At 67.2% G+C, this 13,588-nt stretch carries 12 protein-coding genes; 2 read left to right on the top strand and 10 right to left on the bottom strand.

Going from position 1 to position 13,588, the window contains the following annotated elements; translation table 11 throughout:
* Nucleotides 1-44: 44 nt before the first annotated feature.
* Together CQY20_RS14265 and CQY20_RS14260 are read left to right on the top strand one after the other, a co-directional pair.
* The gene (locus CQY20_RS14265) at nucleotides 45-1,973 is read left to right on the top strand and encodes an ABC transporter ATP-binding protein/permease (RefSeq protein WP_163700241.1); all 1,929 of its coding nucleotides are present in this window, start codon (nucleotides 45-47) and stop codon (nucleotides 1,971-1,973) included.
* Nucleotides 1,974-1,996: 23 nt separating this feature from the next.
* Nucleotides 1,997-3,871: an ABC transporter ATP-binding protein/permease gene (locus CQY20_RS14260; RefSeq protein ID WP_097940739.1), complete on the top strand. Its 1,875-nt coding sequence runs from the start codon at nucleotides 1,997-1,999 to the stop codon at nucleotides 3,869-3,871.
* On the opposite strand, the gene CQY20_RS14255 is transcribed toward CQY20_RS14260, so the two are convergent.
* The 10 genes from CQY20_RS14255 to CQY20_RS14210 form a co-directional block, all read right to left on the bottom strand.
* Nucleotides 3,868-5,346, bottom strand: coding sequence for an FAD-binding protein (locus tag CQY20_RS14255; protein WP_097940738.1), 1,479 nt, complete (start codon nucleotides 5,344-5,346; stop codon nucleotides 3,868-3,870). The two genes, CQY20_RS14260 and CQY20_RS14255, sit on opposite strands and share 4 nt — an antisense overlap.
* Nucleotides 5,343-5,825 carry a VOC family protein gene (locus tag CQY20_RS14250; protein ID WP_097940737.1) on the bottom strand — a complete coding sequence of 161 codons (483 nt, stop codon included), beginning with the start codon at nucleotides 5,823-5,825 and terminating at the stop codon, nucleotides 5,343-5,345. The genes CQY20_RS14255 and CQY20_RS14250 overlap by 4 nt, the downstream gene beginning before the upstream one ends.
* 45 nt (nucleotides 5,826-5,870) lie before the next feature.
* Entirely contained in the window at nucleotides 5,871-6,500 is a 630-nt protein-coding gene (locus CQY20_RS14245) for an SRPBCC domain-containing protein (protein WP_097940736.1), read from the bottom strand.
* Complete coding sequence (locus CQY20_RS14240; protein ID WP_097940735.1) at nucleotides 6,497-6,835, bottom strand: ArsR/SmtB family transcription factor; 339 nt, start codon at nucleotides 6,833-6,835, stop codon at nucleotides 6,497-6,499. The genes CQY20_RS14245 and CQY20_RS14240 overlap by 4 nt, the downstream gene beginning before the upstream one ends.
* A gap of 135 nt (nucleotides 6,836-6,970) precedes the next feature.
* Nucleotides 6,971-7,603 (bottom strand): Rv1815 family serine proteinase, encoded by a 633-nt coding sequence (locus CQY20_RS14235; protein WP_234816243.1) that lies wholly within the window; start codon nucleotides 7,601-7,603, stop codon nucleotides 6,971-6,973.
* Between the two features lie 185 nt (nucleotides 7,604-7,788).
* Complete coding sequence (locus CQY20_RS14230; RefSeq protein WP_097940733.1) at nucleotides 7,789-9,195, bottom strand: NAD(P)/FAD-dependent oxidoreductase; 1,407 nt, start codon at nucleotides 9,193-9,195, stop codon at nucleotides 7,789-7,791.
* A gap of 91 nt (nucleotides 9,196-9,286) precedes the next feature.
* Complete coding sequence (locus CQY20_RS14225; RefSeq protein WP_097940732.1) at nucleotides 9,287-10,492, bottom strand: cation:proton antiporter; 1,206 nt, start codon at nucleotides 10,490-10,492, stop codon at nucleotides 9,287-9,289.
* Between the two features lie 3 nt (nucleotides 10,493-10,495).
* Nucleotides 10,496-10,978 (bottom strand): cation:proton antiporter regulatory subunit, encoded by a 483-nt coding sequence (locus tag CQY20_RS14220; protein WP_097940731.1) that lies wholly within the window; start codon nucleotides 10,976-10,978, stop codon nucleotides 10,496-10,498.
* 24 nt (nucleotides 10,979-11,002) lie between these two features.
* Nucleotides 11,003-11,890: a sterol desaturase family protein gene (locus tag CQY20_RS14215; RefSeq protein WP_097940761.1), complete on the bottom strand. Its 888-nt coding sequence runs from the start codon at nucleotides 11,888-11,890 to the stop codon at nucleotides 11,003-11,005.
* A gap of 67 nt (nucleotides 11,891-11,957) precedes the next feature.
* Entirely contained in the window at nucleotides 11,958-13,505 is a 1,548-nt protein-coding gene (locus tag CQY20_RS14210) for a carboxylesterase/lipase family protein (RefSeq protein ID WP_097940730.1), read from the bottom strand.
* Between the last annotated feature and the right edge of the window lie 83 nt (nucleotides 13,506-13,588).

The raw sequence follows: 13,588 nt of genomic DNA, 5'->3' as shown, positions 1-13,588 counted from the left end.
GCGTCTACGACGCCGGTTTCAGCTTGGCGAGGTACGTTGCCGGAATGGAAATGTTCACCCCGACGCTCGACTGGGGAGATGAGTTCTGGGCATCGCTGAGATGGCTCGTCCAGGCCTGGACCATCGCGGCGATCGCCACGTTTGTGATCTGCGTCCTCATCGCCAAATACACGACCTGGGGCAGACAGTTCTGGCGCATCACCGGCGACTACTTCACCGGCGCCGAAAGCGTCCGGGTGTGGCTCTGGCTCGGCGCGATCCTGCTGCTCGTCCTGCTCGGCGTGCGACTACAAGTTCTTCTCAGCTTCCAGAGCAACGACATGCTGACCAGCTTCCAGGTGGTCGCGTCCGGCGTCGGCGGCGGCAATGAGGAGGTGAAGAACTCCGGCGCGCAGGGGTTCTGGATGTCGATCGGCATCTTCTGCATCCTTGCCGCGATCTACATCGCGCGGCTGCTGCTCGACATGTTCCTGGTGCAGCGCTTCTGCCTGGCCTGGCGCGCGTGGCTGACCGACCGGATGACCGGCGACTGGCTCGACGGCAAGGCCTACTACCGGGCGCGCTTCATCGACGACAAGATCGACAACCCCGACCAGCGCATCCAGAACGACATCGACATCTTCACCGCGGGCAACGGGCCGCTGCCGAACGTGCCCTACTACTACTCGCAGAACACGCTGCTGTTCGGCGCCATCGACGCCATCGCGTCGATGATCTCCTTCACCGCCATCCTGTGGAACCTGTCGGGTCCGATGATGCTGCCGATCATCAACTACGAGCTGCCGCGGGCGATGTTCTGGATCGGCATCGTCTTCGTGCTCGTGGTGTCGGCCGTGGCGTTTTGGATCGGCAGGCCGATCATCTGGCTGTCGTTCCGCAACGAGAAGTTCAACGCCGCGTTCCGCTACGCGTTGGTGCGGCTGCGCGACGCCTCGGAGGCCGTCGCGTTCTACCGCGGTGAGGCCGCCGAACGCAGCGGCCTGCGCAAGCTGTTCGCCCCTGTGGTGAGCAACTACAAGCGCTACGTGGCCCGCTCGCTGGGCTTCAACGGCTGGAACTGGTCGATGAGCCAGGTGATCGTGCCGCTGCCCTACCTGCTGCAGTTCCCGCGGTTCTTCAACGGTGAGATCATGCTCGGCGCGATGAACCAGTCGGCGTCGGCCTTCGGCGAGATCCAGAACGGGCTGTCATGGTTCCGCAACGCCTACGACATGTTCGCGGGCTACCGGGCCGCGATCATCCGCCTGCACGGGCTGGTGGTCGCCAACGAGGAGGGCAGGGCGCTACCCGAGATCACGACCACGCCCTGCGTTGACGGCACGGTGCAGTTCACCAACGTCGAGGTCCGCACCCCCGACGGCAAGCGGCTGATCAATCCGCTCGACGTGCGCCTCGAGGTCGGCGACACGCTGGTGGTCACGGGCCCGTCCGGCGTCGGCAAGACCACGCTGCTGCGCAGCCTGGCCGAGTTGTGGCCGTTCACGTCCGGCACGTTGACCCGCCCGTGCGGGCCGAACGAGACGATGTTCCTGTCCCAGCTGCCCTACGTCCCGCTCGGCGATCTGCGCACCGTGGTGAGCTACCCGAGCGAGTCGGGCAGCATCGACGACCGGACGCTGAACTACACCCTGGAGAAGGTCGCGTTGTCGCACCTGAAAGGCAGGCTCGACGAGGTGCAGGACTGGGCCAAGGTGCTCTCGCCCGGCGAGCAGCAGCGCATCGCGTTCGCCCGCATCCTGTTGACCAAACCGAAGGCGGCGTTCCTCGACGAGTCGACCTCGGCGCTGGACGAAGGTCTCGAATACCTGCTCTACAACCTGGTGCGCACCGAGCTGCCGGACACCATCCTGGTCAGCGTCAGCCACCGAAAGACGGTCGAGCAGCACCACACCCACGAACTCACCCTGCTCGGCGACGGCGAATGGCGGTTCGGCCGGGTCGAGGGCGAAGAGAAGGAACCCGCGCCCGTGTGACGATGCCGGGGTAGCTTCCCGGCATGGACACGTTCACCCCGTCCCTTGACTGGGGCAACGAGTTGGCGGCGTCGGCGCTGTGGGTGCTGAAAGCCTGGGCGATCTCCGCGGTCGGCATCGTCGGCACCGCCGCTCTGCTTGCCCGGTACACGACGTGGGGCCGTCAGTTCTGGCGCGTCTCCGGCGACTATTTCAAAGGGCGGCAGAGCATTCCGGTGTGGGCGCTGCTGGGTGTGCTGTTGGCGCTGGTCATGGTCGACGTCCGGCTGGTCGTGCTGTTCACCTATCAGTCCAATGACCAGTTCTCGGCGATGCAGGCCGCGTTCGAGGGTGAGGGTGCCGCCAAAGACGCTGCGATACACGGCTTCTGGGTCTCCCTGGTGATTCTCGCCGGCCTCATCATCGCCAAGGTCGGCCGAACGCTGCTCGACACCTACCTGATGCAGCGGTTCATCATCCGGTGGCGGGTGTGGCTGACGCACCGGCTCACCGGCGACTGGCTCGACGGCGACGCCTACTACCGGGGCCGGTTCATCGACCGCCCGATCGACAACGCCGACCAACGCATTCAGCAGGACATCGACATCTTCACCACCGGCACCGGGCCGGAGACCAACACGCCCACGGTCGGGACCGCCCAAACCCTGTTGTTCGGCACGGTTTTCGCGATCGTATCGGCGGTCGAGTTCACCCCGATCCTGTGGGGGCTGTCGGGTCCGCTGACGCTCTTCGGCATGACACTGCCCAAGGCGCTGTTCTGGATCGCGCTGGCCTACGTGGCCGCCACCACCGTCATCGCGTTCTGGATCGGCCGCCCGCTGATCCGGTTGTCGTTTCGAAACGAGCTCACCAACGCGGCGTTTCGCTACGCGCTGGTGCGGCTGCGGGACGCCGGCGAGGCCGTCGGCTTCTATCGCGGACAGGGCGTCGAACGCGGCGAGCTGATGACCAGGTTCGCCTCGATCATCGCCAACTACCGCGCCTTCGTCCGGCGCGGCATCGCTTTCCTCGGCTGGAATCGGTCGATGAACGAAATCGTCGACCCGCTGCCGACGATCATTCAGGCGCCACGGCTGTTCGCGGGCCAGATCCAGTTCGGCGACGTCACCCAGAGCTCAGGCGCGTTCACCCAGCTGCAGGCCTCGCTGTCGTTCTTCCGCGCCGTTTACGACGCGTTCGCCGGCTATCGCGCGGCCATCATCCGCCTGCACGGGCTCGTCAATTCGAACGAAACCGCAAGGCAGCTGCCGACGTTGACCGCGCTGCCCAGCGCCGACGGGTCGCTGAAGCTGACGGACGTGGAGGTGCGGACACCGTCGGGGGCGCGGCTGATCGACCCGCTGGACGTGCATCTGGAGCCGGGCGAGTCGCTGGTGATCACCGGCACGTCGGGCAGCGGCAAAACCACCCTGCTGCGCAGCCTGGCCCAGCTGTGGCCGTTCACGTCGGGCACGCTGCACCGGCCCCAGGACGACGTCATGTTCCTCGCCCAGATGCCGTACGTGCCGTTGGGAACGCTGCGCACCGTGGTGTCGTATCCAGCGCCCGAAGCCACGTATTCCGACGTCGAAATCGCCTCGGCGCTCGACACAGTCGCGCTCGGGCACCTGACCCGTCGACTCGACGACGTCACCGACTGGGCGAAGATCCTCTCACCCGGCGAGCAGCAGCGCATCGCGTTCGCCCGCATCCTGCTGGCCAAGCCGAAGGTGGTCTTTCTCGACGAGGCGACCTCGGCGCTTGACGAAGGTCAGGAGCACGCACTGTATCGCGTTCTGCGCGAACGACTTCCGAACTGCATTGTGGTCAGCGTCGGCCACCGCGGGACGCTCGCGCAGCACCATGGTCGCCGGCTGGAACTGCTGGGCGACGGCGGGTGGCGGCTGGCGGCGGTCTAGGACCTGGCGGCGTGCGCGCCCGCACGGCGGCCGAAGAACGAGCCCTCCCCCAACTGCGTGCCGCTGGCGTAGCCCTTGCCGTCCTGGGCGATGTTGGAGGCGCACGCGCCGGCGGCGTACAGGCCGGGAATGACGCTGCCGTCGGCGCGCAGCGCCTGTCCGTCGACGGTGACCGCGAGCCCGCCCATGGTGAACCCCGAATACATCGCCCGGCCCAGCGACATGTCGAACGCCGCCCACGGCCCATGATTTTGCGGCGCAACGTATTCGGGCTGCTTGTGGAAGTCGGGGTCCTCCCCCGCGGCCGCGTACTTGTTGTACCGCTCGAGGGTGGCCACCAGGTTCCCCTCCGGGATGCCGAGCGCGGCTTCCACCTCATCGACGGTCTCCCAGCCGTCGATGAACCGGATCAGCGGCATCTCCGGCATCTGCATGTGCTTTTCGTCGACGATCAGGTAGGCGATCTGGTCGGGCTGCTCGAGCACGAACGCCGATGTGCGTGAGTGGTAGGAGTCCTCGGCGACGAACCGTTTGCCGTCCTTGTTGACGATGATCCCGGTGAGCAGGATCTCGGGCGGATACGCGGCGGCGGTGATGAACAACTGGTCGAGGTTCTTGGCGACGGCGCCCGCCGAGATGCCCATCCGGATGCCGAGGCCGTCGTCGTTGGGATTGCCCAGGATGTAGGGCTCGACCTCGCCGTGGTGCTTGGTGCGCCGCTTCTGGCCCAGCGCGGGTGTGTATTTCGCCACCATCTCCGGGTTCATCGCGAAACCGCCTGCGGCGATGATGACGGCCTTGGCCTTGATCGCGCCGGTTTCGGCGAATTGCTTCCAGCGCACACCCACCACGGCGCCGTCGTCGACGACGAGGTTGGTCACGCCCGTCTCGTAGCGCACCTCGACGCCGAGCTCCTCGGCGCGCTTGACCAACAGGTCGATAACCATTGCGGCGCCGCCCAATTCACCGGGCACCGGCACCGAGTGACCGCGCGGCGCGGGTCTGGCGATTTCGGTGAAAGGCCACACCTTTTCGTTGCCCGTGTACGACAGGCCCTCGGCGCCCGGCGGGACGACGATCTTGCCCGGGTAGAAGGTGCGCTCGAACTGAAAACCCAAGCCTTCCAACCAGTTGAAGTGCTCGACGCTGCCCTCGCAGTAGGCGCGGATCTTCTCGTGATCCGGGTCGGGCGATACCGCGACGAGGTATTTGTACATCTCCTCGGGGCTGTCGTCGTGCCCGGTGGCCTTCTGTACCGCCGTCCCGCCGCCGAGATAGAAGTGCCCGCCCGCCATCGCGCTGGTGCCGCCTGCGGCGGCCGCCTTCTCCAGCACCAACACCCGCGCGCCCTCGGCCGCGGCGCTGACCGCAGCGCATCCGCCCGCGATGCCGAAGCCGACGACAACGACGTCGAACTCGTCGGACCAACTCGAAACGTCGGCGGCGGCGACGGTTTCGGGGATATGGGTGCTCAATGCTGCTCCTGCTTGACGTAGTCGAAGAACGCCCGGATCTCGGGCGGGATGTGTGCGATCTCGATGTAGGGCACGCCGGCGTCCTCGGCGGCCAGGTAGGCGAACTCCATGCCGCCGTGCATCACGCCGCGTTGCACGACGTGAGCGTCCTGCGATGCCGCGCCGATGGCCCGCTCGACGTCGTCGACCTCCACGCAGATGTGGTGCAGACCCGGACCAGCTGCGTCGAGGAACTCGGTGTAGACGCTCTCCCCCGTTACGGGGGCGATCAGCTCCAGCTGGGTGTCGCCCGCGTAGCTGAACGAGATGTTGGCGACGAAGTCGGCGGGCCGACCGCGGTAGGTGCAGGTGTCGGGGCCGAAGTGCACGTCGGGCACGCGGATCCACTTCTTGGCGCCCAAAAGCGTGGTCAGCGCGGCCTCGGTGGCGTCGAGGTCCTTCGTCACCCACGCGATCTGGACAGGTGTCTGGGCGTGCATCGCATCGAGAATATCTCCGGCACGCCCCGCTGGCTAGAACGTGTTCTAGTTTTCGCCCAGGTAGGCGGCTAGGCACCGGTCCGCCGATGCTCGCGCCCACTGCGGGTTGGCGCCTGCGGCCAGGTTGGCCTCGTACCAGGCCTCGCTGGACAGCTTCTGGAAGCGTCGTCCGTCCTCGGTGGCCATCCACTGCTGGCCGGCGGCGGGATCGACGGCCGCGCCGGTCGACAGGTGAAGTGCCAGTCCGATCAGCGCCCCGTCGTAGCCCATGCCGACCGCACCAGGGCCGAACTGCTCCCAATGGTCGTCCACGTGCGTGATGTGTTGCAGCTCGAACCGTGCCCGCTGCGGCCCCTCGCTGGTGATCCGCACTTCGATCCAGCTGACGTCGTCGTTGCACTCCCAGGTCGCGGTGAACTCCCGCGGCGGGTCGCAGCGCAATATGGTGCCGTGGGCGTGGCCCTCCAGTTGGTACTGACCGCCCTGCCGCAGCTCACCCGATATCGGCAGAAACCACCGCGGGATTCGTTCGGCGTTGGTGCAGGCATCCCAGAGGTCGGCCGCGTCGGTGTCGTAGGACTGGCTGATCGTCATCACGCGGGCCTCACCCGCCTCGAGCGTGCGGTTGCCGACGCTGCGCCGCACGGCGTTGATCTGATGGTCGACGTCGATCACGGTGTGTCCTTTCGCTGTTGGCGTTTGCCGCGGGCGATCTCGGTGGCCAGCGCATCCAGGCGAGGAGCCCACAGGCGGCGGAACCCGGCGAGCCACTCATCGACATCGCGCAGCGAATCGCCGTTCACCGCGTAGAGCCGACGCTGGCCGTCCGGCCGGACCGTGGTAAAGCCGTTCTCCCGCAGCACTTTCAGATGCTGGGACACCGCAGGCTGACTGATGGCGAATTCAGCCTGGATGCTCGCGCTGATCGCCCCCGCCGTCAGCTCGCCGTCGGCGAGCAGTTCGAGGATGCGCCTGCGGACCGGGTCCCCCAGCACATCGAACGCGTGCACACCTCAACGTTAAAGTCCGCACTTATATAAGTCAAGGCTTAATGAATCGGGCGTCGGCGCACGACTGTATGGCCTGTGGCGACAAATCGGCCCGTCGAGGTCCCTAGCCCATACGCTCGCGGGCGCATAGGGCGGTCAGGACGTGAAGATTTGACCGGAGGCGGCCTGCACGACGTCCTCGCGGGCCTGCTGGCTGGCGGACTGCCAGGACACCGCCGCCGGGTAATTGCCCCAGGTGCTGTTGAACATGCCGACGATCGCGGCGCGCCCGTCGGGCGTGATGACGTAGACGGGGCCTCCGGAGTCGCCCTTCTGGCTGACCACGCCGTTGGCCATCGTGAACCACCCGTTGTTGACGGACTCGATCGTGCCGCAGCTCTCGCCCGTGACCACGCCGAAATGGCAGATCGGCAGCCCCGGTGTCGGCACCACGGCCGGGTCGGAGACCAGCACGCGGCCACCCGGCAGGATGTCGTTGACCATGACGTCGGGGGCCAGGCTGATCGTCTCCCAGTCGGAGATCAGGTGGTCGGTCGCGACGGTCGCGCCGTCGGGGGTGTTGTCGCGGAACGACGCCAGGGCACCGATGGGATTGCCGACGTTGTCGACGACGGGCCCGTCGCCGCGGCAGTGGCCTGCGGTGAACGCGATGCGCGCACCCGGATCGACGAAACCGAGGGTGCAGACGGTGGTGCCCTGGTGAATTTCCATGCCCGGATAGACCAGTACGCCGGGAGTGGCGTGTGCCGGGGCACCGGCGAACGCCATGGCAAAGATCAATGCGGCCGCCACGGCCAGCAAGCGCAACCGTTGTCGGCGCACCGTCTTCTCCGATTCTTAAGGGTCAGGACCTTCCACCCTACCGTCGCCGGCGCGCACAGCAAGCCGGACCGCACGAATTGGCCGGGGCGGCCCGGCAATTGACCCACGAGGCCCACCCGAGACCGGAGTCCTCAGGAGTCGAAGCCGAGCCCGAGCGCGTCGAGTGCGCGCAGCAGCAGGTTGCGCCGGCCGGCGTTGTGGTCGGCCCGGTCCAGCGACCACCTCGTCGCCTGGATGCCGATGCTCGCCAACGGCTCGGGCGGGAACGGCAGTGGTCGCTTGCGCACCATCTCCAGCTCGGTGCGGTCGGTCGGCTTGCCGTCGAGCAGGTCGAGGCACACATCGGCGGCGAATCGGGCCGCCCCGACACCGAGTCCGGTGAACCCGTTGACATAGGCCACGCGTCCGCCGCGGGCCAGCCCCCAGTGCGCGCAGAACCGCGTGCTGGTGTCGATCGCGCCGGCCCAGCGGTGGCTGAACCGCACATCGTCGAGTTGCGGGAAGGTGATGAAGAAATGTTGCGCGAGGCGTCGATAGCTGGCCGGCCGGTTCTCGTAGACCGGTTCCACTCTGCGGCCGAAGTGGTAGATGGCGTCGTAGCCGCCCCACACGATGCGGTTGTCTTTCGAGAGCCGGTAGTAGTGAAACTGGTTGGCGCAGTCGCCGATTCCCTGCCGGTTCGCCCAGCCGATACGATCGAGTTGCGCGTCGCTGAGCGGTTCGGTGGACAGCACGTAGTCATACACCGGCACGGTGCGCAGCCGATTGCCGGGGATCAGGCTGCGAAAGACGTTCGTGGCCAGCACCGCACGCTCGGCGGTGATCGACCCGTTTCCCGCCGTGAAGCGCAGACCCGAGCCGGCCGACTCCATCGCCGTGACATTGGTGTGCTCGAAGATCTGCACCCCCGCCGCGACACAGGCGCGCGCCAGTTCGATTGCGAGCTTGGCGGGATGGACGATCGCCGTCGAGTCGGGGTTGAACAGGCCTGCGCGATAGGTCGGCGAGGCCACCTCGGCGCGCACCTCCTGCTCGCTGAGGAACCGACCCTCCCCGTCGTCGGCCGCCTCCCGCAGCCACGCCACCTGATGCGGCTCGGTGGCGACGGTCAGCATGCCGGTGCGTTGCCAGTCGACGTCGAGGCCCAGCCGCTGGATGTCGGCCTGCATGCCGTCCAGGTTCTCCCGGCCCATCGCCTCGAGCTTGTCGATCTCGTTGGGCCAGCGGGCTTTCCCGTTGGCCCGACCGTGGGTCAGGCTGGCGTCGACGAATCCGCCGTTGCGCCCCGACGCCGCCCACCCGACACGCGCGGCGTCGACGACGACGATCTTCTGTCCCGGATTGCGCTCTGCGGCATGCAATGCCGTCCACAGCCCTGTGTAACCGGCGCCGACCACCACCAGGTCGGCGGTCAGCGAACCCGACAGCTGCTCATAGGACGGCCGCGGTATGTCCAGCCACATCGAGCCGAAGGCGCTGCCCGCAAGCGAGCGTTCGACCAGCTGTGGGTCGACGGGAGAATCGAACACCGTTTGCACACCGTGACCCTACGGTGTCGGCTGTTCGCGCGGCGAAAAACGCGCTGCCGGTGTGCGAATCATTCGACGGCGCACCATGAACAGGACAGGCTCAACCAGGCGGCTCTGCGGCCCAGTGTCGACGCCGAACCCCGAGCGCCGATCTGTCGCTGCTGCGGCGAGCCGAGCGTCCCCGACCGGCGAACCGCGCCAACACAGGACCGACGATCGCGAGGATGAATACATACGGAGTGGCCACCTCGCCGAGTTCTGGGCTGGACATGCCGACCAAACCGATGATGACGAGCGAAAATTCACCGCGTGCAACGAGCGCGGCGCCGGCACGCCACTGACCGCGGCGGCCCACGTTGTCGCGGCGGGCGGCGAACTGTCCTGTCCACACTTTGGTGGCTGCCGTGATGACGGCAAGCGCCACAGCGGCAGGAAGCATCGGCACCAGTTCGTGCGGAACGATCGAAAGTCCGATCGCTACGAAGAAGACCGCGGCGAACAGGTCACGCAACGGGGTGAGCACTTGGCGTGCGCGGTCGGCCGTGTCACCGGTCAGCGTCAGTCCCACCAGAAACGCGCCGACCGCCGCCGACGCATGGACGAACTCGGCCAGTGCCGCGACCGTCAAGGTCAGCCCGAGGATCCGCAACATCAACTGCTCGTCGTCGGGATGAGTAACCAGCCGGCCGAGATGATGGCCCCATCGGTATGACATCACGAATACGGCCGTCAGCACCGCGATGGCGAGTGCGACGCCGAGCACGGCGTCCAGGACCGTTCCTCCGTCGGCCAGAACGGCCAGCAGCGGCAGGTACACCGCCATCGAGAAGTCCTCGAGTACAAGAACAGACAAGACGGCGGGGCTTTCCCGGTTACCCAGCCGACCGAGATCGCTGAGCAGACGGGCGACGACGCCGGACGAGGATATGTAGGTCACGCCGGCGAGGGCCAGGATCCCCACACCGTTCAAACCCAGCAGCCAGCCGACAACGGCGCCCGGTACGGCGTTGAGCGCAACATCCACCCACGCCGACGGCAGGTGTCTGCGCAGGCTGCCGGCGAACTCGGTGATGGAGAACTCCAGACCGAGGGTGAGCAGCAGCAGCACGACCCCGATACTTGCCCCCGCGCGCAGGAACTCGTTCGCGGAGGGCATTGGCGCGATGCCGCCGTCGCCGAGTGCGAGACCGGCGAGCAGGTACAGCGGAATCGGTGACAGCGCGTATCTTCGGGCCGCGGCTCCCAGCACCGAGAGGCCGATGAAGAGGCCGCCGAGTTCGAGCAGCAGCGCCGCCGAGATCTCCACGCGTCAGCGTCCGGCGATCAGATCGCGGACCCCCGCAATACCGTCTTCCGTGCCGATCACCACCAGAACGTCGCGGGCGCGCAGCACCGCATCGGGTGTCGGCGAGGCAAGTACCTCATCGTCCCGAACGATCGCCACGATCGACGCGCCGGTTCGGGTCCGTGCCTTGGTGTCTCCGAGCGGTCGATCGACGTATGGGCTGTCCGGCGCGACCACCACCTGATCTGCATTCAAGCCGGGTACTTCGCGGGTGAGGTCGGCGAACCGCTCGGCGATCCGCGGCGCCCCAAGGATTTGAGCCAGCACCTCGGCTTCCTCGGGGGTGAGGCGGAAAAGCGGCTGCGCCTCGTCGGGATCCTCCTCGCCGTAGAGCACGATCTCGAAATCACCGCCACGGCGGGCGACAACACCGATCCGTTGGCCCTGGTCAAGATCGAACTCGTAACGCAGGCCGACGCCGGGCAGCCTTACTTCCGTGACGTCCATACGTTCAATATGACCGAGCGCGCGCTACCGCGACACCGGTATGGGCCCGGCGATGTCAGGCTGCGCAGTGGCCCGCGGCGCCCAGCCGGGCGGCCCGAAGATGTAGCCCAGCCGGTCCCGCCAGCGCCGCGCCGCCCGCACGTCACGCGCGATCGCGACGTATTCGTGGGTCTGCAGCTTCCAGATGTTGTAGGTGTCCACCTGCTTGGTCAGCCCGTAGTGCGGCCGGAACTCCTCGGCCTGGAAGCTGCCGAACAACCTGTCGAAGATGATCAGGATGCCGCCATAGTTCTTGTCGAGGTAAATGTCGTCCATGCCGTGGTGCACGCGGTGATGCGACGGGGTGTTGAACACGAATTCGATTAGCCGCCACAGCTTTCCGATGCGCTCGGTGTGGATCCAGTACTGGTAGATCAGGTTGATGGAGAAGCTGGCGAACACCATCCACGGCGGTACGCCCAGCAACGGCAGCAGCGCGCGCAGGAACACGTCGCCGCTGATGTTCCACTTCTGCCGCAGCGCGGTCGCGAGGTTGAAGTACTGGCTGGAGTGGTGCGCCTGGTGAGTGGCCCAGACCAACCGCACCCGGTGGGCCATCCGGTGATAGACGTAGTAGAGGAAGTCGACGCCGACGATGGCGATCACCCACGTGTACCAGGCGGTGGCGGGCAGCTGCCACGGCGCGACGTACACATACAGCGCCGCGTAGCCCAGCAAGGCGATGGCGTTCATCACCGCGCTGGTGCCGACCGACACCACGCCCATCCAGATGCTGGCCCACGCGTCGGGCCGCGAGTAGGCGCCCGACGGCGGACGGTCGTCTTCGATGTGGGCCAGCTTGCGGGCGGCGGCCCACTCGATGACGAGGAGGATCAGAAAAAACGGGACCGCGAACGTCACGGGGTCGTGCATCAGCGGCGGTAGCACGTACTCCCACGCCTTGGCCCAGTCCACGGCGAAAGTCTAGCCGCGGCGGCGGCTAGCGGAAATTGAGCACCTCGTTGCCCCAGACGGGCCGGATGTGGGCGTCGATATCGCTGACGACGGAGTCGCGCTCGTCGATGAGCAGACACATGCGGTCGGGATCCTTGTACGACGGCCAGTGCGGCTCGCCCGGCAGCCCCAGGGGCTCGCCGCGGCGTGCGAAGTTCACCCAGCGGGCCCGCATGCGCTCGGACACCGCGCGTCCGGTCCGGCGCCCGCCCAGCTTGAACGTCGGGTCCTTCGCGGTGGTGCCGAGGTTGCCCCACACGAACGGCAGTTCCGTGGCGTGCGCGGCGGCGATGCGCAGCAGCCGCAGCATCGGGGTCGCGAAGTCGAAGCGGTAGAGATATACCGGCGCCACTTCGCTATGGCCCTCGGCAAGCCACACCGAGGGCATCCGGAAGCCGAGGTCGCGGGCGACGCTCATGCCGCGGGCCTTGCCGCGCAGACCCGCGTAAGCCGAGCCGAGCTGGTCGTCGGTCGGCAGCTGTAAATGCGGCTGCTCCGAGGCGATCTCGTTGAACATCGCGTTGATCGCCTCCGGTGTGATGGGAACCAGCGGCGATTTCATCCACTTGAACAGCGCCGCCTCATGCTTGTTCGTGCCGATGAGCAGCGGAACGCGGTGCGAGCGGCCCTCCCGCGCGAGCTTCACCGGGTAATCCGGCACCAGATCGCCGTCGACGGTCGGTGCGAACGCCAGCGTGCCGGGCTTGTTCATCGGCGTCTCGTAGAACACCTGGGTGGCCGCGGCGACGATCGCGTCGACCGGAACGTCACGCAGCCGGTCGACGTCGGAACCCCTGAGCCCCAGCCGGTTCAGCACCTGGCGGGCGACGCCGCTGGACCGTCCCCTTGCGTAGATCGACGTCGCCGGTGCGCTCTGCGCGATCGCCGCGGCGAAGAGGCCTTCGGCGGCGGGGCTGGTCAGCAGCGTGGTGATGATGGCCGCGCCCGCCGATTCGCCGAACACGGTGACCCGGTCGGGATCGCCACCGAACGCGGCGATGTTGTCGCGCACCCACTGCAGCGCGGCCAGCACGTCGCGCAGCCCGATGTTGGAGTCGAATCGGTGTCCGGGGCCGTCGAATTCGGACATGTCCATGAAGCCCAGCGCCCCGAGCCGGTAGTTCACGGTGACGACGACCACGTCGCCTTCGCCGGCCAACACCCGCCCGTCGAACAGCGGCTGGCTCCCGGCGCCGATGACGTAGGCCCCGCCGTGCACCCACACCAGCACCGGTTTGCCGTCGCCCGCGGCCGTGCCCGACGGCGCCCACACGTTGAGGGTCAGGCAGTCCTCGCCGCGCGGCGCACCGAGATCCATCGGAACGCGCGGGTCCACCGGCTGCGGACAGGCAAACCCGTAGCGGGTGGCGTCGGCGACGGAACTCCAGCGTTGCGGCGGCTCCGGTGCCCGCCACCTCAGATCGCCGACCGGAGGCGCGGCGAACCGCACCCCCTTCCACGCGATCACGCGGCCGTCATCGGCGCCACGCACAGCGCCGTAGACGGTCTCTACCAGCGTGTTCTCGCGTTTCATCAGCTACCAGATTACCCGTGAGTAGCGGCGCCGGCCGTGAGGTTCGCCACGCCCGAGACGGTGTCGAAGCCATCGGCGTGCGC

The sequence above is a fragment of the Mycolicibacterium agri genome, assembly GCF_002553505.1.
Classification (GTDB): domain Bacteria; phylum Actinomycetota; class Actinomycetes; order Mycobacteriales; family Mycobacteriaceae; genus Mycobacterium; species Mycobacterium agri.
The sequence above is the reverse complement of the archived record's forward strand: the minus strand, read 5'-3'. Positions and strand labels throughout refer to the sequence as shown.

Excerpts from the sequence above, each read along its gene's own strand:
- CQY20_RS14215 (WP_097940761.1), bottom strand. The coding sequence starts at position 11,890 with ATGCACGACCCCGTGACGTTCGCGGTCCCGTTTTTTCTGATCCTCCTC.
- CQY20_RS14260 (WP_097940739.1), top strand. The coding sequence starts at position 1,997 with ATGGACACGTTCACCCCGTCCCTTGACTGGGGCAACGAGTTGGCGGCG.
- CQY20_RS14265 (WP_163700241.1), top strand. The coding sequence starts at position 45 with ATGGAAATGTTCACCCCGACGCTCGACTGGGGAGATGAGTTCTGGGCA.
- CQY20_RS14220 (WP_097940731.1), bottom strand. The coding sequence starts at position 10,978 with ATGGACGTCACGGAAGTAAGGCTGCCCGGCGTCGGCCTGCGTTACGAG.
- CQY20_RS14250 (WP_097940737.1), bottom strand. The coding sequence starts at position 5,825 with ATGCACGCCCAGACACCTGTCCAGATCGCGTGGGTGACGAAGGACCTC.
- CQY20_RS14210 (WP_097940730.1), bottom strand. The coding sequence starts at position 13,505 with ATGAAACGCGAGAACACGCTGGTAGAGACCGTCTACGGCGCTGTGCGT.
- CQY20_RS14235 (WP_234816243.1), bottom strand. The coding sequence starts at position 7,603 with ATGGCGTTCGCCGGTGCCCCGGCACACGCCACTCCCGGCGTACTGGTC.